The sequence below is a fragment of the Micromonospora sp. NPDC005257 genome, from assembly GCF_042872445.1.
Classification (GTDB): domain Bacteria; phylum Actinomycetota; class Actinomycetes; order Mycobacteriales; family Micromonosporaceae; genus Micromonospora.
Genome location: NZ_JBIAKL010000002.1, coordinates 699,547 through 724,129, shown reverse-complemented (window position 1 = coordinate 724,129; position 24,583 = coordinate 699,547). Strand labels below are relative to the sequence as shown.

The 24,583-nt window shown below is 71.5% G+C and carries 25 protein-coding genes and 1 pseudogene; 15 read left to right on the top strand and 11 right to left on the bottom strand.

Annotated elements, in window-relative coordinates; genetic code table 11:
• The 5 genes and pseudogenes from ACFYO8_RS06830 to ACFYO8_RS06810 form a co-directional block, all read left to right on the top strand.
• A pseudogene (locus tag ACFYO8_RS06830) lies at nucleotides 1-2,514 on the top strand (DEAD/DEAH box helicase); the annotation flags it as partial.
• Nucleotides 2,511-3,029, top strand: coding sequence for a phospholipase D-like domain-containing protein DpdK (gene dpdK, locus ACFYO8_RS06825; protein WP_387256860.1), 519 nt, complete (start codon nucleotides 2,511-2,513; stop codon nucleotides 3,027-3,029). The pseudogene ACFYO8_RS06830 and the gene dpdK, both read left to right, overlap by 4 nt.
• Entirely contained in the window at nucleotides 3,026-5,023 is a 1,998-nt protein-coding gene (locus ACFYO8_RS06820; protein ID WP_387256858.1) for a hypothetical protein, read from the top strand. Before dpdK ends, ACFYO8_RS06820 begins: the two co-directional genes overlap by 4 nt.
• A 630-nt stretch (nucleotides 5,024-5,653) precedes the next feature.
• Nucleotides 5,654-6,832: a sensor histidine kinase gene (locus ACFYO8_RS06815; protein ID WP_387188867.1), complete on the top strand. Its 1,179-nt coding sequence runs from the start codon at nucleotides 5,654-5,656 to the stop codon at nucleotides 6,830-6,832.
• Nucleotides 6,829-7,491, top strand: a complete 663-nt coding sequence (locus ACFYO8_RS06810; RefSeq protein ID WP_354867644.1) for a response regulator transcription factor — start codon at nucleotides 6,829-6,831, stop codon at nucleotides 7,489-7,491. Before ACFYO8_RS06815 ends, ACFYO8_RS06810 begins: the two co-directional genes overlap by 4 nt.
• A gap of 47 nt (nucleotides 7,492-7,538) precedes the next feature.
• Here ACFYO8_RS06810 and ACFYO8_RS06805 read toward each other — a convergent pair whose 3' ends face one another.
• Complete coding sequence (locus ACFYO8_RS06805; protein ID WP_354867647.1) at nucleotides 7,539-7,910, bottom strand: DUF6223 family protein; 372 nt, start codon at nucleotides 7,908-7,910, stop codon at nucleotides 7,539-7,541.
• Between the two features lie 183 nt (nucleotides 7,911-8,093).
• Here ACFYO8_RS06805 and ACFYO8_RS06800 point away from each other — a divergent pair, with 183 nt between their 5' ends.
• Nucleotides 8,094-8,393, top strand: coding sequence for a hypothetical protein (locus ACFYO8_RS06800; RefSeq protein ID WP_354867649.1), 300 nt, complete (start codon nucleotides 8,094-8,096; stop codon nucleotides 8,391-8,393).
• Nucleotides 8,394-8,430: 37 nt separating this feature from the next.
• A complete protein-coding gene (locus ACFYO8_RS06795; RefSeq protein ID WP_355095212.1) occupies nucleotides 8,431-9,513 on the top strand; it encodes an NAD-dependent epimerase/dehydratase family protein in 1,083 nt (360 codons plus the stop codon).
• 144 nt (nucleotides 9,514-9,657) lie between these two features.
• On the opposite strand, the gene ACFYO8_RS06790 is transcribed toward ACFYO8_RS06795, so the two are convergent.
• From ACFYO8_RS06790 to ACFYO8_RS06775, 4 genes are all read right to left on the bottom strand, one after another.
• Nucleotides 9,658-10,407: a ZIP family zinc transporter gene (locus ACFYO8_RS06790; protein ID WP_354867654.1), complete on the bottom strand. Its 750-nt coding sequence runs from the start codon at nucleotides 10,405-10,407 to the stop codon at nucleotides 9,658-9,660.
• A gap of 40 nt (nucleotides 10,408-10,447) precedes the next feature.
• A complete protein-coding gene (gene eis / locus ACFYO8_RS06785; protein ID WP_355095210.1) occupies nucleotides 10,448-11,647 on the bottom strand; it encodes a GNAT family N-acetyltransferase in 1,200 nt (399 codons plus the stop codon).
• Nucleotides 11,648-11,698: 51 nt separating this feature from the next.
• Nucleotides 11,699-12,418: a protein phosphatase 2C domain-containing protein gene (locus tag ACFYO8_RS06780; protein ID WP_354867659.1), complete on the bottom strand. Its 720-nt coding sequence runs from the start codon at nucleotides 12,416-12,418 to the stop codon at nucleotides 11,699-11,701.
• A gap of 75 nt (nucleotides 12,419-12,493) precedes the next feature.
• The gene (locus ACFYO8_RS06775; RefSeq protein WP_355095208.1) at nucleotides 12,494-13,075 is read right to left on the bottom strand and encodes an XRE family transcriptional regulator; all 582 of its coding nucleotides are present in this window, start codon (nucleotides 13,073-13,075) and stop codon (nucleotides 12,494-12,496) included.
• A 58-nt stretch (nucleotides 13,076-13,133) separates the two neighbouring features.
• Between ACFYO8_RS06775 and ACFYO8_RS06770 the strand changes: the two genes are divergently transcribed.
• Entirely contained in the window at nucleotides 13,134-14,348 is a 1,215-nt protein-coding gene (locus ACFYO8_RS06770; RefSeq protein WP_355095205.1) for a benzoate/H(+) symporter BenE family transporter, read from the top strand.
• Nucleotides 14,349-14,414: 66 nt separating this feature from the next.
• Here ACFYO8_RS06770 and ACFYO8_RS06765 read toward each other — a convergent pair whose 3' ends face one another.
• The 5 genes from ACFYO8_RS06765 to ACFYO8_RS06745 form a co-directional block, all read right to left on the bottom strand.
• Nucleotides 14,415-15,140 (bottom strand): DUF3800 domain-containing protein, encoded by a 726-nt coding sequence (locus tag ACFYO8_RS06765; RefSeq protein WP_354867664.1) that lies wholly within the window; start codon nucleotides 15,138-15,140, stop codon nucleotides 14,415-14,417.
• Between the two features lie 79 nt (nucleotides 15,141-15,219).
• The gene (locus ACFYO8_RS06760; protein WP_355095203.1) at nucleotides 15,220-15,585 is read right to left on the bottom strand and encodes a hypothetical protein; all 366 of its coding nucleotides are present in this window, start codon (nucleotides 15,583-15,585) and stop codon (nucleotides 15,220-15,222) included.
• Nucleotides 15,586-15,614: 29 nt separating this feature from the next.
• On the bottom strand, nucleotides 15,615-15,863 hold the full coding sequence (locus ACFYO8_RS06755) for a hypothetical protein (protein WP_026268772.1): 249 nt from the start codon (nucleotides 15,861-15,863) through the stop codon (nucleotides 15,615-15,617).
• Between the two features lie 77 nt (nucleotides 15,864-15,940).
• A complete protein-coding gene (gene mscL / locus ACFYO8_RS06750) occupies nucleotides 15,941-16,411 on the bottom strand; it encodes a large conductance mechanosensitive channel protein MscL (RefSeq protein ID WP_355095201.1) in 471 nt (156 codons plus the stop codon).
• 40 nt (nucleotides 16,412-16,451) lie between these two features.
• A complete protein-coding gene (locus ACFYO8_RS06745) occupies nucleotides 16,452-17,135 on the bottom strand; it encodes an FCD domain-containing protein (RefSeq protein ID WP_354867670.1) in 684 nt (227 codons plus the stop codon).
• A gap of 49 nt (nucleotides 17,136-17,184) precedes the next feature.
• Here ACFYO8_RS06745 and ACFYO8_RS06740 point away from each other — a divergent pair, with 49 nt between their 5' ends.
• Nucleotides 17,185-18,453 (top strand): MFS transporter, encoded by a 1,269-nt coding sequence (locus ACFYO8_RS06740; protein WP_354867672.1) that lies wholly within the window; start codon nucleotides 17,185-17,187, stop codon nucleotides 18,451-18,453.
• Between the two features lie 10 nt (nucleotides 18,454-18,463).
• On the opposite strand, the gene ACFYO8_RS06735 is transcribed toward ACFYO8_RS06740, so the two are convergent.
• The gene (locus tag ACFYO8_RS06735; RefSeq protein ID WP_135242831.1) at nucleotides 18,464-18,820 is read right to left on the bottom strand and encodes an STAS domain-containing protein; all 357 of its coding nucleotides are present in this window, start codon (nucleotides 18,818-18,820) and stop codon (nucleotides 18,464-18,466) included.
• A 159-nt stretch (nucleotides 18,821-18,979) separates the two neighbouring features.
• Between ACFYO8_RS06735 and ACFYO8_RS06730 the strand changes: the two genes are divergently transcribed.
• Genes ACFYO8_RS06730 through ACFYO8_RS06705 form a run of 6 tightly spaced genes read left to right on the top strand, consistent with a single transcriptional unit; the run spans nucleotide 18,980 to nucleotide 24,560 of the window.
• Nucleotides 18,980-19,840: an STAS domain-containing protein gene (locus ACFYO8_RS06730; RefSeq protein ID WP_357708675.1), complete on the top strand. Its 861-nt coding sequence runs from the start codon at nucleotides 18,980-18,982 to the stop codon at nucleotides 19,838-19,840.
• On the top strand, nucleotides 19,840-20,250 hold the full coding sequence (locus ACFYO8_RS06725; RefSeq protein WP_357708678.1) for an STAS domain-containing protein: 411 nt from the start codon (nucleotides 19,840-19,842) through the stop codon (nucleotides 20,248-20,250). The genes ACFYO8_RS06730 and ACFYO8_RS06725 overlap by 1 nt, the downstream gene beginning before the upstream one ends.
• Nucleotides 20,247-20,666: an ATP-binding protein gene (locus ACFYO8_RS06720; protein WP_357708681.1), complete on the top strand. Its 420-nt coding sequence runs from the start codon at nucleotides 20,247-20,249 to the stop codon at nucleotides 20,664-20,666. The genes ACFYO8_RS06725 and ACFYO8_RS06720 overlap by 4 nt, the downstream gene beginning before the upstream one ends.
• Nucleotides 20,663-21,676, top strand: coding sequence for a SpoIIE family protein phosphatase (locus ACFYO8_RS06715; protein ID WP_357708852.1), 1,014 nt, complete (start codon nucleotides 20,663-20,665; stop codon nucleotides 21,674-21,676). The genes ACFYO8_RS06720 and ACFYO8_RS06715 overlap by 4 nt, the downstream gene beginning before the upstream one ends.
• Nucleotides 21,673-23,019 carry a sensor histidine kinase gene (locus tag ACFYO8_RS06710; protein WP_357708684.1) on the top strand — a complete coding sequence of 449 codons (1,347 nt, stop codon included), beginning with the start codon at nucleotides 21,673-21,675 and terminating at the stop codon, nucleotides 23,017-23,019. Before ACFYO8_RS06715 ends, ACFYO8_RS06710 begins: the two co-directional genes overlap by 4 nt.
• Before the next feature lie 2 nt (nucleotides 23,020-23,021).
• Nucleotides 23,022-24,560, top strand: a complete 1,539-nt coding sequence (locus tag ACFYO8_RS06705; protein ID WP_357708688.1) for a SpoIIE family protein phosphatase — start codon at nucleotides 23,022-23,024, stop codon at nucleotides 24,558-24,560.
• Nucleotides 24,561-24,583 lie beyond the last annotated feature (23 nt).

The window sequence follows — 24,583 nt, the reverse complement described above, 5'->3', positions numbered from 1 at the left end:
CCCAACGCGGCCACCACGTCACCGGTTACGACCACGGCTCACATTCACATGCCGGGCCGAACCCACAATGGACGAAAGCTACCGAACCACCCTCTCAAAATCCAAGGCGCGCAGGCTCTGCTGGACTGGCTATCCACGACGCTACGGGACAACCAGATCGACCCACGCCGGCTGCTGTCCGCGCCACGCCCGACTGCCCGCCCGCCGTCTCCAGCACAGGGGCAGGCACTCGCCGATTTGCTGGAAAAACTCATCATCGACCCAACATTGCAGGACAGCCTGATCGTCCACCTGCGTCGCGCCCTTGACATCAGCGCCGACGAGGCTCAGGCATTGCTCTGGGAACAGCCGCGTGCCCTCCTGCTCGGCGTGGTGCCCACAGCCCTGCGCCGGCTGCGGTCCGGGTGGCGACCCGTCGACCCGGACCCAGGCGCGCATCCCGGAAGCCTGCTACCCGAGTTCCTCACCACGGCCTTGTACGAGCCGCTGAACGTGCCGGAGGTCAACTTCCGGCTGCCATTCGCAGAGGATTGGGAAGCCCTTCCCATCGAGCGGGCGCTCCGCGAGGCAGTGCCCGGACGCGTCAGCCGCCGCTATGGCTACCGCCGCAGCAATCACCGCACATGGCTGCCGCTGCCAGATGTCCAGGCCAACGGCGCTCTAGAGATCGACAGTTTCGTCGAGACCTATACGCCACAGGGCACCTGGTCACCGACGGGACACCAGCCGGTTCAGGTCTTCCGGCCCCACGTCGTCGCTCTGCAGCAGCCACCGGACGCGGTCGCCGATCGATCGCAAGGCATTCCGGTGTGGGCGTCTGAGATCCTTGAACCCAGCAGCGGCCTCTACATGGCGGACATCCCCAAGCCGTCCAACTGGACCGACCGCATCACCGCTGTTGGTTTCGCCACGAGCGCCGCCGGCAACCCGGCTGAGGTTCGCCGAATGACGCTCGGGGCCGAATGCGACACGACCTATGACCGCGGCACCGCAGGCACCGTCACCAGCAGCGTCCGCTACAGCTTGGACGGCCGGCCGGCTGCGCTTGGCTTCCGCCTAAACGTCGACGCAGTCCGGTTCGACCTCGCACCGCTTAACCTCACTCGGCCGACCGTCGTCGAACACTTGAAATCGCCAGAGTGGCGATCGCTGGCGTTCGCCACCGCCGTCGCGGAGGACCCGGCGCTCGACGGTGTAGCCAATCCATTCCAGCGGAACTGGCTGACCACCGTGTATACGGCCGCATATGCCCTGGCCGCCACCCAGCCCAACAACGCGACCTCCGGCGAACGCCTTCACGCCCAATTGAGTCGTGGCGCCTGGCGCAACGACGTCCAACAGATCCTGCGGGCCCTCTACCGCGACGCCGGATCCGTCGCGACCGCCGCACCTGAGAGGCTCGTCGCCGGTCTGACTGAACTCAGCAACGACGCGCGGCTCACCGACTGCCTCGACCGTCACGCACGGCTGCTCTGGACCGATCAAGTCGTAAGCCTCACGGAAGACCTCGCCCAACGGACGTACCGCGAGACCGTGGCAGCCGCGATTCTGGCCGCTGCCCAACGCGCGTGCCCCGACGCTCAAGACCGCGACCTGATCGTCGACGTCGTTTCGCCGCCTGGGACCGGAGGCCCCGCCGCGGTCTGGCTGAGCGAAACATCGCTGGGCGGTATCGGAATCATCGAGCAGCTGACGCACTACTATGCCGAGAATCCGCGCCGATTTTGGAACCTCGTCGACAGCGCTTTAGGCCCCAGCGACCACGACTACATTCACAGTACCGTCGTGCAACTGCTCGACCATGTCGTGTCCCAGCCATCAGGGCCCGCCGCACAGGCAATGTCCACGCTCCGTGACCCGCGCTCGGCCCATGCCGCTGAGAGCGCGCTGCAACAACTTCGATCAGCATGGGCGAAACTCACCGGCCACCCACGCCATCAAGCCGTGGCAGCGCTCTCCACCCGCCTGCTAAGACCAGGAACCACCAACGCCACCGACGCCGCAGCGCTCGGACTCGTCCACGCCTGGGACGCCCTCCAGCAACGCCTCGGCTTCGAGGTCGAGGCAGCAGTGTTCGCATATCTCATCGGCAGCGGACAAGTCGCCGTGCCGAATGCAGGCAACACCAGCCTTACACCGGACCAGGTGTTCAGCTTGCTGTGGCCCCGAGGCAACAAGGCCCGAGTCCAACACCTGCAGCACTACCAGCCATACGCCCCCACGCCGATCCTCGATCGGCTCTTGGCGCAGGCAGCACACGACGAACGGCTGCCTGTGGTCAACGTCGACGACGTCGACTGGCTCGACAACTACCGATCGGCAGTACGCGACCGCGGCGCCGTCGTGCTCGTCGCCCCGGCACAGCGGATGCGAGCCTTCAGCACAGCCCTCAGGACCGTGCCGGCGGTTGCCATCGATCGCGACGTGCTGCGGGTCTACGGCGACGTTCGCACCATCACACGTGACGGCGACAATCTACGCGCGACGATCGAAGTTCGTGAGGCTACACAGTGACGTTGGAACGAGTGGTCCGGACCGGCCGGGCGACCGGCCTTCGCATCGACACAGTGCTGGCAACCGTGCTCACCGCTGAACTGGTGGCGCCGAGCAGCCAACTCTGGCTCGTGTCTCCCTGGATCAGCGACGTACCGGCCATCGACAACACCAGCGGCAGCTTCGACAGCGTGTTCGTCGACCCCTCGAACCGGATGTACACCCTTTCCGAAGTCCTATCCCTACTTACCTACAACCAGGCCCGGGTGACAGTCGTCTCGCGTCCCGACCGGCACAACTCGACGTTCTTGGACCGCCTTCGCCGCAGCGCCGACGGCGAGAACCTGCAGATCAAGCAACACGAAGACGTACATGAGAAGACTTTCTGCGGAGACGATTGGCTCCTCACGGGGTCCATGAACCTCACCCTGCGCGGCATGCAGATCAACGACGAAGCCGTCACGTACAAGGTGAGCAGTGAAGCTGCCGCTACCGCCCGCCTCGACTTCCGGCACCGTTTTGGAGGACTCGAATGACCGGGCGCCGCACCGAGAGCAGCTACGCCATTCGGGCGGACCGGCTCATCGAAGCGTTCTTCGGTCCAGCAAATCCTGTGTGGCCGGACCGCGATCCGGGCTCGCCTGTCGGACGCCGCCTCGTTCCTTACCTCCAAGTCCTTCATGAGGCATCTGACGTCCCCATCATCCTGCCGCGCCAGGACCCCGAGACCCGGCAATGGGTGGCATACGTCATCCCCCACGATGAACGACATGCGGCGACGGTTGGTGAACTGCTCCAGGCGTTCATCGGCACCAGCTTCGCCAGATTTCACGGCCTGCCCGCACGCCTCAACCCGAATGATCCGATAGATCGGGCTGTCCTTGAGTTCGCCGGCCACAGTTCAATCTTCGTCATCGCGAGCCCACGCTCGAAAGAGAAAGACATGTGGGACGCCGTACGGCTACTCCAGCAAGCCATACGAGCACGCCCACGACGGTCCTGGCATACGCCGACTCCCGTCGGCCGGCTGCTCAGCCAGTTTGACGTTGCCATGGCCGCAGGCGACAACTCCGCCTCAGCATCGATCCTCGATCAACTCTCGGCCACCGGCGGGCTCAGCGCCACAAACGTCGCTCACCTGCGCATCAAGCGCTTATCCCGCCTCGGCCGGAACAGCGAACTGCTCCGGCTCGCAGAACTGCCCGATGTCGCCATCACGCACCCACCCATCCCTGTGCGCGACGCCATCCTCGCAGCGATCTTTGCCACCGCACTGGCGGAACCCCTAGCAAACGGCGACCTCGACCTTGCGCGGACCCGCCTCATCGAGGCCGGAACTCTGGTCCCCGCCCTCATGAACGGCGAACTTTCCGAACTGAGCCCTGAAGCGCTCACTGTCCTCGCGCTAGCTGCAATCGTCGTAAACAGCACACCCATCTTAGACCTCCTACGCGACCAACCCGATGTCCTCGAAGCGGTCGAACGGTTGGCACCTGAACTGGCCGCGAAATACCGCAACACCCGCCCCGAACCGCATGGGGGAGGCAATGTCCCAGAACCGACCGAACGCAGATCCAGCCCGCCGGCAGCAGCACCAGCGTCATGGCTTCAGTTGGTACAAGCCGTCGCAGTCCGGTCACCCGTCACTGAGGTCCTTGCCGGCGAGCAGTGGCGCCAATGGTCACAAGCAGCCGAGCACGACGACCAGATCGCTGCCGTCCTCGGTCAACTCGACGATGCAGCGGCGGACCGAATTTGGTCACTTGTTGGCCCATTCGTCGATTCGGACCGCTACCTGACCCCAGCGGCGAAATCAGCACGTGAGTTCCTCGTTAACGCGCTCACCCATGACCGTTTCAGCCCTGGTGACCTGGCCGGCGTCGTCGCTCTCACAGAAATCGTCCTTCGGTCCGCACCGGACGCCCCCGCATACGCACACCTCCTGGACGACCTGACGGCTGAAGCACCGCGATGGGCCGGCCCCGATCGTGCCCCAGTCGTCCTCGACCTCGTCGACCTCGTCGCACGGTCGGCGTGTCCAGACTCCGACGCCCGGCTTCGACTGGGTTACCGCCTACTTCGACCGCTGAGCGATCACAGCACCCGCCTCGACCCCGATCAGGCCACTTTTGCCGCTCAACTGAGTGCCGAAATCGCCGTTGAACTCCCGTGGCCTGAGCCCGAACCGAAATCATCAGCAGAGGCATGGTCGTTAGTGATGGCTCAGGATCTGCTCCTGTACTCACTGGACGAAAAGGTCCTCGGCCGGGTAGCCGCGACCTTCAATGCCGTCGCACCCCAGGTCAACGTCATCACAAGCCATGATTACGTCGGCAGCACGCAACTAAGACAGTGGGCTCGGCGTGCCGACGTCGTGGTCATGGCCACACGCTGCGCGACTCACGCCGCGACTGGCTTCATCCGTGCGAACTGTCGGCCGGGAACACCTGTCCGTGAAGCTGATGGAAGTGGCTCGGCCTCCCTCCTGCGCGCCGCGACAGCAGCGCTGATGCGTCGGCAGCCGATTTGAGCGGTGCCCCCAACTCGCGGTCGCTGGAGGACGCCCAACGACGCCCGAGTGCTGCTGTTGCATCCCGGCGGTGCAGGTGTTTCGTCCTCCAGGTCCACTTCTCCAGGTAAGAGCCGCGTTCCTCGGACGCGCCGAGGGGCAACTCGTCGCCGGACTCCGTCGTCAACCCACCCCGCCACACCACGCGAGGAGTACGACCAGTTCCGCGTCATCCCGTGCGGCCCCCTCACATGAAGAATAGAATAGGAAGGCGCAGGTCATTGCCTGCGTGCACAGATAGAGCATCGCCTTAGGGGAAACCGGTACCCCATTTCCTGAGCTCAACCCGCGCCGTGTGCCTGTCACAGGTGGCGGGCACGTTCCGTATGGCAAGCGAGCAACCCGCGAGCATCACGGATCCATAGTGGATTAAGAGCGCGGCATTCGCGCAGGTCGTTGCATGATCGTCTCAGTGCTGGCAGACATTGCTCTGGATTAAAAGTCCACAGCTCTGCCATTGAGCTAGCGGCCCGCACGCACAGGTTACCCGAACCTGATCAGCCCCGGCGTGCGTCACGCATCGACCCTCCGGCACGCCACGATCCCACTTCGGGGCCCTCCGCTGCGTCCGCGGACCGCTACGCTTCGACGATGTCGAGCTGGCGCTGGGCGCGGACCGCTTCGGTGCCGCTCGTCGCCCTGGTCGCCCTGCTCGGTCTGGTGGTTCAGTCGGAGGGCATCGACACCACCGCCGAGATCGTGGCGCTGCTTGTCGTCCTCGCCTCCTCCGCCGCGCTCTACCTGCGCCGGCGATACCCCGTGGCGGTGGGCGTGGTGGCGCTGGCCGCTGTCGCCGCGTACGGGGCTCTGCTGCACCGCCCCGGGCCGGTCATGCTGGTGTTCGTCGTGGCGCTGTACACGGTCGTCGACGAGGGGCACCTCGCGGTCGCGGTGGGGCTCGGCCTGGCGTCGGTCGTCTCCTTCGCCGTCGCCGACAGCTACACCCGGACCGGCGTCAGCGGGAACGGCGCGACGCTGCTGCACGCCGGGTGGCTCGTCGCGGTCATCGTCGGCGTGACCCGTAACCGGCGGGCCTATCTCGCCGAGGTGCAGGCGCGCGTGCTGGCCGCCGAGCGGCGCAAGGAGGAGGAGGCCCGGCACCGGGCCACCGAGGAGCGGCTGCGGATCGCCCGTGAGCTGCACGACCTGCTCGGCCACCACCTGTCGCTGATCAGCGTGCAGGCGAGCGCCGCGTTGCACCGGCCCGATCCGGAGCGGTCGGCGGAGGCGCTCGCGGTGATCAAGCGGACGAGCCGGGAGACGTTGCGCGAGCTGCGGGCGGCGCTGGGCGTGCTCCGGCAGGAGGGTACGACGCCGAGTGATCCCGCGCCCGGTCTCGACCGCCTCGACGAGCTGGTCACGGGGGCGGGGCGCTGCGGGCTGGCGGTGCGTACCGAGGTGACGGATACCGGGCCGTTGCCGCCGGAGGTGGATCTGTCCGCGTACCGGATCGTCCAGGAGGCGCTCACGAACGTGAGCCGTCACGCGGGCGCGAGCACGGCGGTGGTCCGGGTCTTGCCGGACGGCGACGAGGTGGTGGTGGAGGTGGCGGACGACGGCGCCGGTCCGACGGGCCCGCCCGACACCACAACCGGGAACGGGGCCGGGACCGGGGTCCTCGGCATGGGCGAGCGGGCCCGGGCGCTGGGCGGTTCGCTCACCACCGGACCGGGGCCGGACGGCGGATTCCTGGTGCGGGCCCGCCTTCCGCTGCGACCCGCCCCGCTGCCGGTCCCTGCGCCGCGCGCGGAACTGGGGGAGACCGCATGATCCGGTTGTTGCTGGCCGACGACCAGACCCTGGTACGCGCCGGCTTCCGCTCGATCCTCGACGGCGAGGACGGCATCGAGGTGGTGGGCGAGGCCGCAGACGGCGTCACCGCGGTGCGGCTGGCGCGGGAGCTGCGGCCGGACGTCGTCCTCATGGACATCCGGATGCCGCTGTTGGACGGGCTCGCCGCCACCCGCGAGATCGTTGCCGGCACCGGGGCCCGGGTGATCATCCTGACCACGTTCGACCTGGACGACTACGTCTACGGCGCGTTGCGGGCCGGCGCGAGTGGCTTCCTCGTCAAGGACACCGAGCCGGCGGAGCTGATCCACGGCGTACGGGTGGTGGCCCGGGGCGACGCGTTGATCGCCCCGAGGGTTACCCGCCGGCTGATCGCCGAGTTCGCCGCCCGCACCCGGCACCCCGACCCGGGCCCACGGCTGAGCGCACTCACCGAGCGGGAACGGGAAGTGCTCGTCCTGGTCGCCGCCGGCCTGTCGAACGACGAGATCGCGGCCCGGCTGGTGCTGAGCCCGGCCACCGCGAAGACGCACGTCAGCCGGATCATGACCAAGACGCGGGTACGGGACCGGGCCCAGCTCGTCGTGCTCGCGTACGAGTCGGGGCTCACCGTGCCCGGCTGGCTCACCGCCTCCTGAACGAGCAGCCGGGACACGACGAGCAGCCGGCCGGAACGAGCGGCCGGTCAGGCGGTACGCCGGGAACGGGCCAGCGCCAGCCCGCCCAGCACCGCACCGATCAGCCCCAACGCCACACCGGCGACCGCACCGGCACGGCCCTGACCGCTGCCGAGACCCTCGGTGGTCAGCGCCAGGTGCCAGGCGCTGAGGACCAGGCTGACCACTCCCGCCGCGGCCGCCACAAGGGCCTGGACCCGCCCCTCGCCCGGCCCGCGGCGGGAGCGGCTCAGCGCCAGCCCGCCGACGACCACGCTGGCCAGGGCCACCACGGCGATGACAGTGGCGCCGACCCGGCCGGAGCCGCCGATGCCCCCGGTGGCGAGCGGGATGTGCGCGGCCGGGGCGACTGCGCCGGCGAGCAGGTGACGGATGGACATCTCGGGGCTCCCTGGGGTCGTGACAAGTGGTGACGGCGGCAGCGTATGGACGCGCATCGCCGCCGGTCGTCGTCCCGGAGTCGTCGACCGGGCTACCACCACGGGAGTACGCGATCGGCCCGCGTACCCCAGGGGTTGTCGCCGCCAGGCGTGAACCGCGGCGGCCGGGGAACCTGGGCGACCATGCGAGTCACGACCACCGCCGCCGTGGCGGCGTCCCGCGAGGTGCCGGGCGACGACGGTGCACGCCGGCCCGGCGGTGAGGTCCACGCCTGGCTGCCGGGTCAGAACCAGACGCTGTGCGGGCTGCCGCTGAGCCGGACCCGCCTGCGCCGCTTCCCGCACGTGCCGTTCGACTACTCCGGCACCGACGTGCTCACCGCGGCCGACCCGGAGGGCTGGGTCTGCCCGCATTGCCTGGCCGCTACCGCGGGTCGCCGTGACCGGGAGAAGGGCTGGGTGCGCACGAACCCCCGTCCGTGAGCGGTTGCCACCCGGTTCAGCGGGTACCGCTCACGTTATGCGCATCGTGATCGTGGGGGCGACGGGCAACGTGGGGACGGCAGTGCTGCGCCGGCTGCGGCGGGAGACGGGCACGGAACTGGTCGGCGTGGCCCGCCGGCTGCCCGGGCCGGCCGCCGGTGAACCGTACGACGACGTCGAGTGGCACTCCTGCGACATCGGCGCACCGGGCGCCGCCGACCAGCTCGTGCGGATCTTCGCCGGGGCGCGGGCGGTCGTGCACCTGGCCTGGCAGATCCAGCCCAGCCACGACCGGCGCACGCTCTACCGGACCAACGTCGGCGGCAGCCGCGCGGTGATCGAGGCCGCCGTCCGGGTCGGCGTTCCGGCCCTCGTGTACGCCTCGTCGGTCGGCACCTACGCGCCCGGCCCGAAGAACCACCCGGTCAGCGAGAACTGGCCGGCGACCGGGGTGGAGACGTCGTCGTACAGCCGGGACAAGGCGGAGGTGGAGGCGCTGCTCGACGGTGTGCAGCGGGAGCACCCGAAGCTGTGCGTGGTACGGCTGCGGCCCGGACTGATCTTCCAGCGTGCGGCCGGTACGGAGATCAGCCGCTACTTCCTCGGCCCACTGGTGCCGGTGCGGCTGCTGCGGTACGGCCGCATCCCGCTGGTGCCGTCGAACCGGCGACTCCGGATGCAGGCGGTGCACGCCGACGACGTCGCGGACGCGTACGCCCGGGCGGTTCTGGGGGACGCGAGCGGCGCCTTCAACGTGGCGGCCGACCCGGTGCTGACGCCGGAACTGATGGCCCGGCACTTCCACGGCTGGACGCTGCCGGTGGCGACGCCGGTGCTGCGCGCCGCGGCGGCGCTGACCTGGCGGGCGCGGCTGCAACCGGTCGACACCGGCTGGGTCGACCTGGCGCTGAACGTGCCGCTGATGTCCAGCCACCGCGCCGAGACCGAACTCGGCTGGACACCGGCCGTCGACACGGTGACCGCCCTGAAGGAGCTGTTCGCCGGCATGGCCGCTCGCGCCGGCGCCGACTCCCCACCGCTGTCCCCCGACCCGGCGCTGCCCGGCCGCCCCGCCGCCCTGACCCGGGGCCACCTCCCCGGCCACCCCAACCCCTACTGACCCTGCCCCCCGCCCTCACCCCGCCTGCCCGCACCCGGTGATCAAGGAGTTTGTGTCACCCGGCGAGATCAACCAGGACACAAACCCCTTGATCACGCAGCGGGAGAGGGGGATCCTCGACCCGCCGCTAAGCCGGGCCGGCGGTCAGGCGTGCGAGAGCGCGAACGCGACCAGGAAACCGAGCACGGTGATCAGCCCGACCAGCAGGTGCGCGTCCGCGAACGCCTCCGGGACCATGGTGTCGGTGATCATCGCGAGGATCGCTCCGGCGGCGAGCGCGGTGATCGTCGCCAGCACCTCCGGCGGTGCGCCGCCCAGCAGCGTGTACCCGGCCAGCGCCGCCGCACCGGAGATCAACGCGATGGCCGTCCACAGCCCGAACACGTACCGCCGGGTGCGGCCGGCCTGCCGCATCCCGGCCGCGCTGGACAGCCCCTCCGGCACGTTGCTGAGGAACACCGCGATGACGGTGACCAGGCTGACCGGGCCGCCGGCCAGCAGGCTCGCGCCGATCACCACCGATTCGGGTACGCCGTCGAGCAGCGCGCCGACCGCGATCGCCGAACCGGAACCGGGCTGCTCCCGCTCGGAGGGCTGCTCGTCGCCGGAACGTTTGCGGTGCCGCGCGCCGTGCCGGGCCAGCAGCACGTTCGCCCCGGTGTACAGCAGCGCGCCGGCTGCCGCGCCGATCACCACCGGCAGCAGGCCACCCTGCTCGTGCGCCTCGTCGATCAGCTCGAACGAGACGGCGGACAGCAGCACGCCCGCCCCGAACGCCATCACCGAGGCGGTCACCGGGCGCGGTACGCGCGCGAAGAACCCGACGGCCGCCCCGATCAGCAGGGCCGACCCGGCGAGCAGGCCCCAGAATCCCGCTTCCAGCCACTCCGGCACGCGCTGCACCCTACCCCCGGGCGCGTGCCGGCAACCCGCCTCAGAAGTCGGCGAACAGGTGCGGCAACTCGCGGGGGAAGAGTCGGCGCAGCTCACCGGCCGCGTCCACCGGCACCTCCCCGAGTCCGCGTACGACCACCTCGACCGGGTCGAGTACGCCGTACGCCAGGGCGGAGAGCCCGGCGGCGGTGAGCCGGGCGGCCGGGACGCTGCCCTCGGCGGCGGTCCGCGCCGGCAGCACGGCCAGCTTGCCGGTGGTGCCGTCGAGCAGGTGGCGCCCGGCGAGCCAGCGGTCGCCGACCACCTCGACCAGCACCCGGCCGGCCCCGACCGGCTGCTCGGCCAGCGCCTCCAGGCTGAGCAGCCGGGCCATCGGCGCGGTCGGGTCGGGCCGGGCCACCCGCGCCTCCACCTGCACGTCGAGGTCGGTGAGCCACAGCTCGGGCAGTTCGTCGGGGGTCACCTGCACGCTGATCCGGGCCACCTGGTCGACGTGCCGGGCGAAGAACTGGAGCACCGAAGCGCGAGCGTACGGGTCGTCGACGAGCAGGTCGTCGGCGAACAGCGTGCCGGCATGGTCGTCGATCCGGTACGTGACCGCGCCGACCGTCTCGCCGCCGCGCACCACCCTGAGCAGCCAGCGGTCGTCCCGGTCGCGCAGCCCGACGGCTCGGAAGTCCGGGAAGACCGCGAAGCCGTGCCGCTCGCGCAGGCACCGTTCGGTGTACGCGCGCCACCTCGCATACCCCGCGCCGATCCGCTCCCAGACCAGCTCGTCGGGCAGTTCGGCGCGCAGCAGCGGTGCCAGGTCCGCCGGGTTGAAGATCGCGGTACGCCGCCGGGGCAGCCCGATGTAGCCGAAGCGCTCGTAGAACGAGGCGCGGAACGGGTGCAGCGCGCTGAGCTGGTGGCCCTCGTCGCGCATGCCGTCGAGAAGCTGCTGCATCAGCGTGCGGACGTGGCCGCGCCGGCGGGCCAGCGGATGGGTGGCCACGCCCGCGACACCGGCCATCGGCAGCACCGCGCCGCGCAGGTTCTGCCGCATCGGGATCGCCGACACGGCCGCCGCGGTGACCCCGTCCTCCTCGGCCACCAGCGTCGTGTTCCCCGCGTTGTACGGCAGGTAGGCGCGGAACTGGTCGGTCCGGGTGGCGCCCATCGGCGAGGACTCGAACGCGTACGCCTGGAGCGGGAAGCTGGTGGTCAGTCGTTCATCGGCGGCCAGCCGGCGAATGTGCATCCGTTCATCCCAACCGCACCCGCCGTGGTCCGCAACCGGAAGGGCGCCCGCTCACGCCTCGGTGACGTCCGAGATGACCACTGTCACGTTGTCCGGTGCGCCGGCCTGGTGGGCCAGTTTCACCAGTTGCTCGCCGCACTGCTGGCGGTCGCCGTACGTGGCGAGCGCCGCCGCGATGGCGGCGTCCTCCACGTAGTCGGAGAGGCCGTCGCTGCACAGCAGCAGCCGGTCGCCGGGGAAGACGGTGAGCGCGCCGACGGCGGGTGGCGCGTCGGAGCCCTGCACCGCGCGGGTGACCAGCGAGCGCTGCGGGTGGTGCCGGGCCTGGTCGCGGGAGAGCGCGCCCTGGTCGACGAGCGCCTGCACGAACGTGTCGTCGCGGGTGAGCTGGGTCAGCTCGTGGTCGCGCAGCAGGTAGCAGCGGGAGTCGCCGACCTGCGCCAGGACCAGGGCGTCCCCGGCGAGCAGGGCGGCGGTGAGCGTCGTACCCATGCCGTCGCGGGCCGGGTCCACCGTGACGGCCGCGCGGATGCGCTGGTTCGCGGTGCTCACGACGGCGCGCAGCGCGTCGGCCGCCTCGTCGGCGCCGGTGGGCGGCGTCAGCTCGTCCAGGATGCGGATGACGATCTCGCTGGCCACCTCGCCGGCGGGGAGCCCGCCCATGCCGTCGGCCACCGCCACGAGGCGGTCACCGGCGAGGGCGGAGTCCTCGTTGTTGGTCCGGACGAGGCCGACGTCGTTGAGGATGGCCGAGCGGAGGATGAGCGTCATGCCGACAAGCTTGCCAAGAAGAACGGCTCCGCGTCTGCACGCGCTGGCGGGTCTGCTGAAAGAAATGTCATCCGCTTACATCCTGGGTATGCGTCTACTGTCCAGTATGGATGGACGAGGATAGCGCAGCAGGAGGCTCGCGTGGACCTCCTCCTCGCCCACCGCCGCGTAGGTGTGCGGCACGTCGGAGGTCCACCGCAGGTAGCCACCGGGACCGGCGGTCAGCGGGGCGTCGACCGGGCCGGCGCGCAGCACGCCGGAGAAGACCGTCACGTGTTCGGTCACGCCGCTGGAGTGGGCGGGGGAGAGCTGCGCCGGGCCCGGGGTGACCCACATCCGGTACAGCTCGTAGGTCGCCTCCCGGTCGCTGAACACCTCCAGCAGCGTGCCTCCCACCGCGGCCCCGCGCAGGGTCGGCGTCTCGCCGGGCGTGGCGAGCACGGCGGTCAGCGGTACGCCGAGCTGCGCGGTGATCGCGTACAGGGTCTCCAGCCGGGGGTTGCGCACACCGTTCTCCAGGCCGGAGAGCGTGGCCTTGCCGACGCCCGCGAGGCGGGCCAGCTCGGACAGGGAGATGCCCCGCTCGGTACGGAGCGAGCGGATGCGCCGGCCGACCTCCCGGGCGCCCCGGTCATCGGCTGGTGCGGCGGCTGTCATGGGGGCTATCGTGCTACACCGTGCCGTTCCGTAAACGGAACGGTCGGAGGAGGAGAGCATGGGCGGTCGGCTCCAACCCGTGCTGGCCGGCGTGGTGACCGCCCTGGTCGGCTTCGCCAGCTCGTTCACAGTCGTCCTGGCCGGGCTGCGCGCGGTCGGCGCCGAACCGGAGCAGGCCGCCTCCGGCCTGCTCGCGCTCTGCGTCGCCAGCGGCGCCTGCGCGGTCTGGCTCGGCCTGCGGCACCGGCTGCCGCTGTCGATCGCCTGGTCCACGCCGGGCGCGGCGCTGCTGGTGGCCACCGGGCCGGTCGCCGGCGGCTGGCCCGCGGCGGTCGGCGCCTTCCTGCTCGCCGGGCTGCTGATCATCGCGGCCGGGCTGATCCCCGCGCTCGGCCGCGCGGTCGCCGCCATCCCCACCCCGATCGCCTCCGCCATGCTCGCCGGGGTGCTGCTGCCGCTGTGTACGGCGCCGGTACGCGCCCTGGTCGAGGTGCCCTTGCTGGCCGGGCCCGTGGTGCTGGTCTGGCTGCTGCTGCACCGGTTCGCCCGCCGGTGGGCGGTGCCGGGCGCGCTCGCCGTGGCGGTGGTCGCGATCGCGCTGACCACCTCCGGGCCGGCCCGGCTGGACGCCGCACCGGTCGTCGCGTTCACCGCGCCGGCCTGGACGCTGCCCGCCGTCGTCGGGCTCGCGCTGCCGCTGTTCCTGGTCACCATGGCCGCGCAGAACGTGCCCGGCACCGCGGTGCTCGCCGGGTACGGCTACCGGGCCCCGCTCGGCTCGGCGCTGCGGGTGACCGGACTCGCCACCGCGCTCGGCGCCCCGGCGGGCGGGCACGCGGTGAACCTGGCCGCGATCACCGCCGCCCTGGCCGCCGGCCCGGACGCCCACCCGGACCCGGAACGGCGCTGGATCGCCTCGGTCACCGCCGGGATCGGCCTGGCCCTGCTCGGCCTGGGCGCCGGCGTGGCCACCGCCCTGGTGCTGCTCTCCCCACCGGTGCTGGTCGAGGCCGTCGCCGGGCTCGCCCTGCTCGGCGCGCTCGCCGGAGCCGTCACGGCGGCGGTCGCCCAGCCGGACGCGCGGGAAGCAGCGGTGGTGACGTTCGTGGTCACCGCCTCCGGGGTGAGCCTGCTCGGGGTGGGCGGCGCGTTCTGGGGACTGGTCGCGGGCTGGCTGATGCTGCTGCTGTTCCGCCGCCGGGCGGTCGTATCCGCGCCGGTCGAGCCGCCCCGGACCGAATCCGCCCCGTCGCTTTCCGGCCGGACCGGGTGACGAACTGTTAACCTGGAGTGCGCAGGAGGCCCGTGAGGGTTCCCGCAACCGCCTTAGGGCCCGCTTTCAAGCGGGCCCTTCGTGCGTCGGTCGTCCGGTCGGATGCCAGCACCAGGAGTGGTACCGGCGCGGCTCGACCCAGGACCACAACCGCGTGTTGGTCGTCGCCTCCCGAGGATCCGCGCCCGCCCCGCTCGCCATCCTGCGGAACAGGAAGGTGACCAGGTCGACGGCCTGCACCAGCCGGGATGCGTGCGACGGGGCGAAGTGCAGGGTGTCCACGATCCGGCTGAGCCGCCGCGAACGGTAGCCCCCGGTTCCGTCGACCCGGTAACGGGTCAGGTCCGAGCGGTGAATGGCGGGGTTGTCGACCTCGTCCGCGATCACCAGGGCCAGTTCGTCCCGCATCGCCGTGTACCCGTCCACCCGTTCCAGCAGGTGTGACAGCACCACCTCGTGAGCGGGTCGGGTGAGCCCGTAGCGCCGGGCGAGACCGTGCCGGTCGACACCGCGCAGGATGAGGGTGACGTCGTACGTGCCGATCGCCTTGAGCGCGGCGTTGTAGACGGCGATCCGGGCGCGTGGCGGCACGCCCGCCCAGGACGTCCGCCCCTGGAACAGGTCGTACCCGTGGAGTTCGGCGGCTCGATCGATGCCGTACGCCTTGGCCGCGTCCGTCATCACCTCGTCGAGTGCGGTGCTGAGCGGGATGGCCACGGCCTCCGGGACCAGAAGCGCGCCGATCCAGTACCAGCGATCGGTGTACGACTCGTCCACATAGGTCAGCAGCACCCGACGAGCCTAGGCCGTACTCCGAGCGCGGCCGCCTCGACGCGCAGAGCCGCCTAAACGGCGCATTCGACCCGGCTGGTCACTCCTCGGCGGGTAGCTCCGCGGCCGGGACGGTGAGGCGTACCGCGCCGTCGCTCACCGCGGCGATCCGACCGGACGGGACGTAGACCGCGCCGGTGCGGACCAGCTCGGTGGAGACCTTGAGGTAGCCGTCGCGCAGCAGCCGGGCGGCCAGGTCGGCCGGCACGTCCGGCTCCTCGGCCGCCGCCGACTCGATCAACTCGTCCAGGCTGCTGCCCGGGTCGACAGGGGCGGGCGCCTGCACGGTCACCGCGGCCGGGTCGCCGCGCTGCACGAGATCGACTGTGCCCACCTCGACGCCTGCGGAGTCGACCACCCGCATGCCGGTGGTGACCCGGGAGACGGTGTCCTGCTGCTGGCTCATGCGGAAGCGGTTCCCGGGTCGCGCGGGCGCTAAACGGACGGGGCCCAGCCGCCCGGCGGCCGGGGGGACAGCTCGCGCCAGGTGTCGGTGCCGTCCAGCAGCGCCCGGACCGTCTCCTCGGCCTCCTCGACGCTGGCGTGCTCGTAGAACCGGGAGACCCCCTCGGCGCCGCCGGCCCGCTGCTCCACGTGCCAGCGGTCGCCGTCCACCCGGAGGAAGACGTCTCGCCGGGCGAGGCGTCCCCATTTCCCGTTCCACCAGTGCCTGCGCTGCTCCATGCCCGGACTCTATCGAACATGTGTTCGATACACGTCGGCCCCCGCGAGATCGTCGCGGGGGCCGATCGGCTATGGCGTCAGCGCGGCGCTGGTGGCTCCTGCCGGCGGCCGAGCACGTCGTCGAGGGCGCTGCGCTGGCCCGGTGTGCCGTGGTCGCCGGCGAGCAGCGCGTCCCGGATCTCGGTGAGCAGCTTGACCTCCTCGCTCGGGGCCGAGGGCGGCGGCTCCTCGCCGCGCTTGCGGCGCTCGGCGAGCTTGTTCATCGGGTAGACGACGAGGAAGTACAGCGCCGCCGCGGTGAGCATGAACGTGATCAACGCGTTGACGAAGGCCACCCAGTCGAACGGGATGCCCCGGAACGCGGGCGTCGAGCCGCTGAGCCCGTCCTTGTTGCCGGTGATCAACACGATGAACACCCGTACCAGCGGTTCCAGGAACGACTTGGTGAGCTGGGTGACCACGCCGGTGAACGCGGCGCCGATGACGACACCGACCGCCAGGTCGACGACGTTGCCGCGCATGATGAAGTCTTTGAAGCCCTTGAGCATCCGTACTCCCGTGCCCTGATGAGTCTGCGTCGGGGACAACCTATGCCCCGGCGGGCCCTTCGAGAAAAGCACCGGCCTCGATCGCCGCCCGCTGCGGGTCGCCGGCCCGGATCGCCTCGACCAGCCGGCCGTGGTCCACGTACCGCTCGGGGGTCAGCGCCTCGCCCATCGCCTGGGCCACGGTGCTGCGCAGCGCGGCGCCGACCGAGGCGTACAGCTCGGCGAGCATGGCGTTGTGCGCGGCGGCCACCACTACCGTGTGCAGCGCGGCGTCCGCCTCGACGAACTCGTCCACCCGGCCGCCGCGCCAGGCGGTCTCGCGGGCCGCGAGCGCGCCGTCGAGCGCCGCCAGGTCCTCGGGCGTACGCCTCAGCGCGGCGAGCCGGGCGGCCTCCACCTCGAACGCGCGCCGGACCTCGACCACCTCGGTCATCCGGTCGTCGGTGAGCCGGCGGGCCACCACCGGCGCCAGCTCGTCTGTCGACACCACGTAGGTGCCGGAGCCCTGCCGGCACTCCAGCACCCCGGCGTGCACGAGCGCCCGGACCGCCTCGCGAACCGTGTTGCGCCCCACCCCGAGCGCGGCGACCAGTTGCGGCTCGGTGGGGATGCGCCCGCCCACCGGCCACTCGCCGCCGAGGATCCGTTCCCGGAGCTGTTCGGTGGTCTGCCGGACCCGGTGACCGCGCGGTGGCACGGAGACGGAATTGACGGCCGGTGTCACCGGTTACACCTGCTGCCGAAATTCATCCCATGATTGTAGGTTCGAGGTCATGACTCCGCCACCTGCGCCCGCCGCGACAGTGCCCGCCCCGGGCGTCACCCCCGCGCCGGGCCGCGGTCCGGCGGCCCGCCCGGTCCGGGGCGGTCTGCTCGTCCTGGTCGGGATGCTGCTCGTCGCGCTGAACCTGCGGGCCGCGGTGACCAGCCTGGGCGCCCTGCTCGACGAGATCCGGACCGGGCTCGGCCTCTCCGGGACCATGGCCGGCCTGGTCACCACGCTGCCCACCATCGCGTTCGCCGGGCTGGGCGCGCTCACCCCGTGGCTGGTCCGCCGCTGGGCCGCGCCCCGGGTGCTGGTGGTGGCCATGCTGGCGCTCACCGTCGGGCAGGTGCTGCGCGTGGTCACCGGCTCGGCGGCGGTCTTCGTGCTCACCAGCGCGCTCGCGCTGGCCGGCATCGCGGTGGCGAACATCCTGCTGCCGATGCTCGTCAAGCAGCACTTCCCGCACCGCACCGGGCTGGTCACCGGGGCGTACACGATGGCCCTGACGGTGGGGACGACGGTGGCCGCCGCCTCCGCCGTGCCGGTGGCGCACGCGTTCGGCTCCTGGCGGGCCGGACTCGGCATCTGGGCCGGGCTGGCCGCGCTGGCCGTACTCCCGTGGGTGCCGCTGGCGCTGCGTGCCCGCGCCGCCCGACGGGCCGCGCCCCCGGCGGTGGCGGTCGCCGCCCCGGCCCGGGTGCAACCGGCCCGGACCCGGCTCGGCTGGGCCATGGCGGTCTACTTCGGGGCGCAGTCGCTCAGCGGGTACGCGATCATGGGCTGGCTGGCCCAGCTCTTCCGCGACGCCGGGTACCGGCCGGAGGTGGCCGGGCTGCTGCTCGCCGGCGTGACCGCGCTGGGCGTGCCGGTGGCGCTGATGATGCCGACGCTGGCCGGGCGGCTGGCGACGCTGCGACCGCTGGTGCTGTCGCTGACCGTGTTCTCCGCGGCCGCGTACACCGGTCTGGCGCTGGCCCCGCGCGGCCTGGCGCCGCTGTGGGTGCTGCTGCTGGCGCTCGGCCAGGGCGCGTTCCCGCTCATCCTGACCACGATCGGGCTGCGCGCCCGGACCGCCGAGGGCACCGTGGCGCTGTCCGCGTTCGCGCAGAGCACCGGGTACGTGATCGCGGCGCTCGGACCGCTGCTGGTCGGCATCCTCTACGAGGCGACCGGCGGCTGGACGGCCCCGATCGGCTTCCTGCTGGTGGCGTTGGCCGTGCAGACGGCAGCGGGCATGGTGATCGCCCGTCCCCGCTACATCGAGGACGAGCGCTGAGCGGGATCGGTCAGGAGGAGGCCGGGGTGGGATCGCCCGCGACGGCCTGCTCCACCGTCGGGTACGTGTGCAGCACCTCGACCAGGCCGCTGACCTCGAGGATGCGCAGCACGCCGCGCTGCGGGGCGGCCAGCCGGACCACGCCGCCCACCTCGTCGCAGTTGTTCTTCGCCCGGACGAACACCGACAGGCCGGTGGAGTCGCAGAACGACACCTCGGCCAGGTCGAAGACGAGGCGACTGCGTCCCTTGTCCAGTAGGTCCGTGATCTGGTCCTGCAGCTGCGGTGCCGTGGCCATGTCCAGCTCGCCCGCGACCGACACGACGACCACGTCGCCGCGTTGTTCCGTATGCACCGTCAAGGACATTCGTCGACCTCCTGTGTTCGGGGGAAACGGTATCCCACGAAGGGCACGCCGCGCAGAACGGGAGCGGTCACGGTGCGGTCGATCATTCTTTGCTACGCGACAACTAGCGCACCAGCCTCCGGTGATAGAGTCCGCCCGTCCAAATCAGGGAGGTCAACCATGGCGTTGAGCGCCGAACAGGGTGATCGGCTCGCCCACCTGCTCACTCAGCACGCGGACCGGTTGACCAGCCGCTGGACCGAGATCGTCGCCGCTTCGCTGCGCGGTCGGCTGAGCCGGGCCGAACTGGCTCGCCAGGTACAGGAGCTGCACCGCGCGCTGATCGACGCCGGTCGGCAGGGCGTCGCCGACCTGGCCGACGAGCACGGCGGTGAGCTGCGCGCCGTGCTGTCCGAGCTGTCCACCAACCGGGCCCGGCAGGGGTTCTCCGCCACCGAGACCGCGATCAGCGTGTTCGCGCTCAAGGACACCCTGCTGGAGGTGCTGGAGGAGGAGAAGGGCGCCGACGCCCTGCGCGATTTCGTCGCCTTCTCCGCGCTCGTGGACCAGATGGGGCTGTTCACGTTCGAGACGTTCGTCCGGGCGCGGGAGAGCCTGATCGCCGACCAGGCGGAGCAGTTGCTGGAGCTGTCCACCCCGGTGGTCAAGCTCTGGGAGGGCGTGGTCGCCGTCCCGCTGGTCGGGACGCTGGACTCGGCCCGCGCCCAGGTGGTGATGGAGCGGCTGCTCCAGACGCTCGTCGACACCGGCTCGCCGTACGCGATCATCGACATCACCGGCGTGCCGGCGGTGGACACCCAGGTCGCCCAGCACATCCTCAAGACCGTGGTGGCCGCCCGGCTGATGGGCGCCGACTGCATCATCTCCGGCATCCGGCCGCAGATCGCCCAGACGATCGTCGCCCTCGGCATCGAGTTCGGCGACATCGCGACCAAGGCCAGCCTCGCCGACGCGCTGCGCCACGTGCTGCGCCTCACCGGGGTCGAGACCACCGCCCGCCGCTCGCGCCGGGAGTCCTGATGGAACGGGTGCCGATCCTCAAGATCGGCGACATCCTGCTCGTCTCCATCCAGCTCGACATGTCCGACCAGACGGCGATCCAGTTGCAGGAGGACCTGGCCGAGCGGATCGTCGCCACCGGCTGCCACGGTGTGATCATCGACATCACGGCGCTGGACATCGTCGACTCGTTCGTCGGCCGGATGCTCTCCACCATCGCGTCCATCTCGAAGGTGCTGGACGCCGAGACGGTGGTGGTCGGCATGCGCCCCGCCGTCGCCATCACCCTGGTCGAGCTGGGGCTGTCGCTCAACGGCATCCGTACCGCGCTGAACGTCGAGCGCGGCATGGAGCTGATCGCGGCCAGCCGTGCCGACGAGTGGGACGAGGCGGCCGACGACGAGGGCACCGAGACGACGGCGACGGCATGACCACGGGCGTCGACCTGGGTGTGCCGGCGACGCAGGCGATCCGCAGCGACGAGGACGTGGTGCGGGTCCGGCAGTTGGTGCGCAGCACCGCCGTCGCGGTCCGCCTCTCCCTGGTCGACCAGACGAAGCTCGTCACCGCCGCCAGCGAGCTGGCCCGCAACACGCTGATCTACGGCGGCGGGGGCAGCGCCGAGGTGAGCACCGTGGAAGACGGCCGTCGACGCGGCGTGCGGATCGTCTTCGCCGACGAGGGACCGGGCATCCCCGACCTCGACCTGGCGCTCACCGACGGCTACACCACCGGCGGCGGACTGGGTCTGGGACTCAGTGGCGCCCGCCGGCTCGTCGACGACTTCGACATCCGGACGGCTGTCGGCGAGGGAACGAGGATCACCATCACCAAGTGGTCGCGATGATCGCCGACGTGGTGCCCGACCACGGGATCTGGTTCCGGGTCGACACCGGAGCGACAGCCGGCAGCGTACGCCGGGCGGCCGAGCGTCTCGGCCGGCAGCTCGAACTGAGCGCGTCGCGCGTCGCGGACCTGGCCATCGTCACCGCGGAGATCACCAGCAACCTGGTCAAGCACGCCCGCGAGGGCACGGTCCTGATGCGTCCGGCACGCCGGGGCGGGTATGCCGGGGTGGAGCTGGTGGCGATCGACTCCGGCCCGGGCATGGCCGACCTCACGCTCTCCTCCGTCGACGGCCACTCCACCGCCGGCACGCTCGGCATCGGGCTCGGCGCGATCGCCCGGCAGTCGAGCCGGTTCGACGGCTACTCGTCGCCGGGGAAGGGCACGGTCCTGGTCGTCCAGGTCTGGGACGGCGCACCGCCGGAGCCGGACTGGGCGGCCGGGCTGGCCCGGCCGATCACCGGCGAGCAGAGCAGCGGCGACGGGTACGCGGTCCGGCTGGCCGCCGGCCGGCGGCAGGTGCTGGTCTCCGACGGGCTGGGCCATGGGCCGCTCGCCGCCGCCGCCACCGGTGCCGCGGTGTCCGCGTTCCGCTCGGCGCCGGACGGGCCGCCGGACGTGGTGGTGCGGCACCTGCACGCCGCCATGTCGCACACCCGGGGCGCGGCGCTCGCGGTCGCGGAACTGGACCCGGCCGCCGGGGTGCTCCGCTATGCCGGGCTGGGCAACATCGCCGCGATGATCGTCACGCCCGGCGAGCGGCGGCGCGGACTGGTCTCGCTGCCGGGCATCTCCGGGCACCAGCGTCCGGTGATCCGCGGATACGACTACCCCTTCTCGCGCGACGCCACCCTGGTCATGCACAGTGACGGGGTGGTGGATCGCTGGGACCTGGCCGACTATCCCGGGCTCGCCGCCGGCAACCCGCTGCTGGCCGCCGCGACCCTGCTGCGTGACGCCGGCATTCGTCGTGACGACGCCTGCGTCCTGGTGGCCCGGGGGGCGGCATGACCGAACCCCTCCTGCACCTCGCGCTCCGGGTGGAGCAGGACATCTTCCTGGTCCGGCAGCGCGGCCGGGAGGTGGCCGCAGCGGTCGGGCTGGAACACCAGGACCAGGTACGGATCGCCACCGCGCTCAGCGAGGTGGCCCGGGGACTGTTGCGCGGGGCCGACGGCGCGGACGTGACATTCGCCCTCGCCCGCGACGCCGTCGGCCGCCGGGTCCTCCAGGTGGACCTGTCGCCGGTGCGTCCGCTCCCCGATGGACGGTACGAGCCGCAGTCCGGCGCCGTCGCTCGTCTTGTGGATACGTTGCGGGTCGTGAACGTCGAGGGCGATACCGTCGTGAGGATGTCCCGACGAGTGCCCGACAACGGCGAGGAGCTGACGGCCAAGCGTGCCGCCGAACTCCGCGCGGAGCTGGCCGAGCGTGCGCCGGGTTCCGCCCTGGACGAGTTGGCCACCCAGAACACGCAGCTCATCGCCGCACTCGACGAGGTACGCAGCCAGCGCGACGAGCTGGCGGTGCTCAACTCCGAACTCCAGGAGACCAATCGGGGCGTGATGGCGCTCTACAACCAGCTCACCGAGGAGCTGGAGGAGACCAACCGCGGCGTGGTGGCGCTCTACGCCGAGCTGGACGAGAAGTCCGCCCAACTGCGGGCCGCCAGCGAGTCGAAGAGCCGGTTCCTGGCGAACGTCAGCCACGAGCTGCGCGCCCCGGTCACCGCGATCATCGGCCTGGCCCGGCTGCTCGCCGACTCCGCCTCCGATCCGCTCACCGGCGAACAGGCCCGCCAGGTGGGGCTGATCCGCTCCTCGGCGGACGACCTGCTGGGGCTGGTCAACGAGCTGCTCGACCTGGCCAAGGCGGAGTCGGGCCGGATCGAGCCGGACTGGGCCGACGTCGATCTGCGCGCGGTGTTCGGGCAGTTGCGCGGCACGCTGCGGGCGCTCACCGCGCGCCCCGAGGTGGAGCTGGTGGTCGAGGAACCGCCGGCCCCGGCCACGGTCCGCTCGGACGAGGTGCTGCTCGCCCAGGTGCTGCGTAACCTGCTGCACAACGGGCTGAAGTTCACCGAGCGCGGCGAGGTGCGCCTGCGCGCCGAGCGTCGCGGCGAGCAGTGGACGCTGTCGGTCACCGACACCGGCGTGGGCATCCCGCCGGAGCTGCACGAACGGGTCTTCGAGGAGTTCTACCAGGTGCCCGGCACGACCCGGGTCGGCGGCACCGGGCTCGGCCTGCCGTACGCGCGACGGCTGGTGAAGCTGCTCGGCGGGACGCTGGAGCTGGCCAGCGAATCCGGCCGGGGCAGCACGTTCACAGTGGTCCTCCCGTCGGGCGGAGCGTGACGGTGGACGGCGGGCCGGTGACCGTGCTTGTGGTCGACGACAGCGGCCCCAAGCGATACCTGCTGGTCAACTGGTTGACCCGGGCCGGCTTCGTCACGGTCGAGGCGGAGAACGGCACGGCGGCGCTGGAGCGGGTGGCCCGGGAGCACGTCGACCTCGTGGTGCTCGACGTGCGGCTGCCCGACATGAGCGGCTTCGAGGTGTGCGAGCGGATCAAGGAGGAGTTCCCGTACATCCCGGTCATCCACGTCTCCGCGCACGCGGTCGACGTGGTCGACCGGGCGCAGGGCCTCACCCGGGGCGCGGACGCCTACCTGGCCGAGCCGATCGAGCCGGAGGAGCTGGTCGCCACCGCCCACGCGGTGCTGCGCTACTACCAGGCCCGGCTGCGTGCCGAGCAGCTCGCCGAGCGGCTCGCGGCGCTCGCCGACGCCACAGTCGAGATGCACGCGACGCCGAACTTCGTCCGGCTGCTGGAGGCCGCCGCGAGCGGCGCGGCGCGGATCTTCAAGGCCCCGGCGGCGGTGGTCGCGGAGACGTTCGACGGGGACTGCCTGGCCGGGGTGGCGATCGACGCGCACACGCCGGCCACCATCGTGCCGTGGGTGGTGGACGACACCGGAGTGCCGATCGGCACCCGGGTACGGGTCGACGAACCGGCCGACTGGGCGCTGACCGACTGGCCGGACGGCGACACCGTGACGGTGGCCGCCTCCCGGCTGCGCGAGGACCGGGCCCCGCTCTACGTGGTGGTGCCGACCGCAACCCAGACCGTACGCACACCGGTGCTGGTGCAGCTCGCCCAGGCGGTCGCCTCGGCGGTGGAGGCGCAACGGTCCTTCGACGAGGAGCACCGGATCGCTGTGACGTTGCAGCGCAGCCTGCTGCCGCAGCGGCTGCCCGACGTGGTCGGCCTGGACCTGGCCGTCCGGTACGAGCCGGCGAGCGCGCAGACCGAGGTGGGCGGCGACTTCTACGAGCTGGTGATGCTCGACGGGCACCTGCTGGTGGCGATCGGTGACGTGGCCGGGCACTCGCTGCACGCCGCCACGGTGATGGCCGAGCTGCGGCACGCGGTGCGGGCGTACGCGGTCGAGGGGCACCAGCCGGGCGTCATCCTGGACCGGGTCAACGAGCTGATGCGCAACCTGCTGCCGACCGAGCTGGCCACCATCTGCGTCCTGCTGCTCCACCCGCCGACCGGGCTGATCCGGATGGCCAGCGCCGGGCACCTGCCGGCGCTGCTGAGCCGGGACGGGCGGGTCGAGTTCGTGACGCAGACCGCGCCGCTGCTCGGTGTGCGCGCGCCGCGCCCGCCGGATCTGGACTTCGTGCTGCCCACCGGGGCCACGCTCGTGCTCTACACCGACGGGCTGATCGAACGGCGGGACGCCACGATCGACGACGGCATGGCGGCGCTCGGCGTGGCCGCCGCCCGGGTGGACGACGACCTGGACGACTTCTGCCGCCGGCTGCTGGTCGAGCTGGCACCGCCGGAGATCCAGGACGACGTCGCGGTGGTGGCGGTCCGCCGCCGCTGACGCGCTCCCGGTCACGTACTGTA

Excerpts from the sequence above, each read along its gene's own strand:
- ACFYO8_RS06760 (WP_355095203.1), bottom strand. The coding sequence starts at position 15,585 with ATGAGCCAGCAGCAGGACACCGTCTCCCGGGTCACCACCGGCATGCGG.
- ACFYO8_RS06815 (WP_387188867.1), top strand. The coding sequence starts at position 5,654 with ATGTCGAGCTGGCGCTGGGCGCGGACCGCTTCGGTGCCGCTCGTCGCC.
- ACFYO8_RS06740 (WP_354867672.1), top strand. The coding sequence starts at position 17,185 with ATGACTCCGCCACCTGCGCCCGCCGCGACAGTGCCCGCCCCGGGCGTC.
- ACFYO8_RS06800 (WP_354867649.1), top strand. The coding sequence starts at position 8,094 with ATGCGAGTCACGACCACCGCCGCCGTGGCGGCGTCCCGCGAGGTGCCG.
- ACFYO8_RS06735 (WP_135242831.1), bottom strand. The coding sequence starts at position 18,820 with ATGTCCTTGACGGTGCATACGGAACAACGCGGCGACGTGGTCGTCGTG.
- ACFYO8_RS06755 (WP_026268772.1), bottom strand. The coding sequence starts at position 15,863 with ATGGAGCAGCGCAGGCACTGGTGGAACGGGAAATGGGGACGCCTCGCC.
- ACFYO8_RS06715 (WP_357708852.1), top strand. The coding sequence starts at position 20,663 with ATGATCGCCGACGTGGTGCCCGACCACGGGATCTGGTTCCGGGTCGAC.
- ACFYO8_RS06805 (WP_354867647.1), bottom strand. The coding sequence starts at position 7,910 with ATGTCCATCCGTCACCTGCTCGCCGGCGCAGTCGCCCCGGCCGCGCAC.
- ACFYO8_RS06795 (WP_355095212.1), top strand. The coding sequence starts at position 8,431 with ATGCGCATCGTGATCGTGGGGGCGACGGGCAACGTGGGGACGGCAGTG.
- ACFYO8_RS06770 (WP_355095205.1), top strand. The coding sequence starts at position 13,134 with ATGGGCGGTCGGCTCCAACCCGTGCTGGCCGGCGTGGTGACCGCCCTG.
- mscL (WP_355095201.1), bottom strand. The coding sequence starts at position 16,411 with ATGCTCAAGGGCTTCAAAGACTTCATCATGCGCGGCAACGTCGTCGAC.
- ACFYO8_RS06720 (WP_357708681.1), top strand. The coding sequence starts at position 20,247 with ATGACCACGGGCGTCGACCTGGGTGTGCCGGCGACGCAGGCGATCCGC.
- ACFYO8_RS06780 (WP_354867659.1), bottom strand. The coding sequence starts at position 12,418 with ATGACGCTCATCCTCCGCTCGGCCATCCTCAACGACGTCGGCCTCGTC.
- ACFYO8_RS06775 (WP_355095208.1), bottom strand. The coding sequence starts at position 13,075 with ATGACAGCCGCCGCACCAGCCGATGACCGGGGCGCCCGGGAGGTCGGC.
- ACFYO8_RS06725 (WP_357708678.1), top strand. The coding sequence starts at position 19,840 with ATGGAACGGGTGCCGATCCTCAAGATCGGCGACATCCTGCTCGTCTCC.
- ACFYO8_RS06820 (WP_387256858.1), top strand. The coding sequence starts at position 3,026 with ATGACCGGGCGCCGCACCGAGAGCAGCTACGCCATTCGGGCGGACCGG.
- ACFYO8_RS06710 (WP_357708684.1), top strand. The coding sequence starts at position 21,673 with ATGACCGAACCCCTCCTGCACCTCGCGCTCCGGGTGGAGCAGGACATC.
- ACFYO8_RS06730 (WP_357708675.1), top strand. The coding sequence starts at position 18,980 with ATGGCGTTGAGCGCCGAACAGGGTGATCGGCTCGCCCACCTGCTCACT.
- eis (WP_355095210.1), bottom strand. The coding sequence starts at position 11,647 with ATGCACATTCGCCGGCTGGCCGCCGATGAACGACTGACCACCAGCTTC.
- ACFYO8_RS06810 (WP_354867644.1), top strand. The coding sequence starts at position 6,829 with ATGATCCGGTTGTTGCTGGCCGACGACCAGACCCTGGTACGCGCCGGC.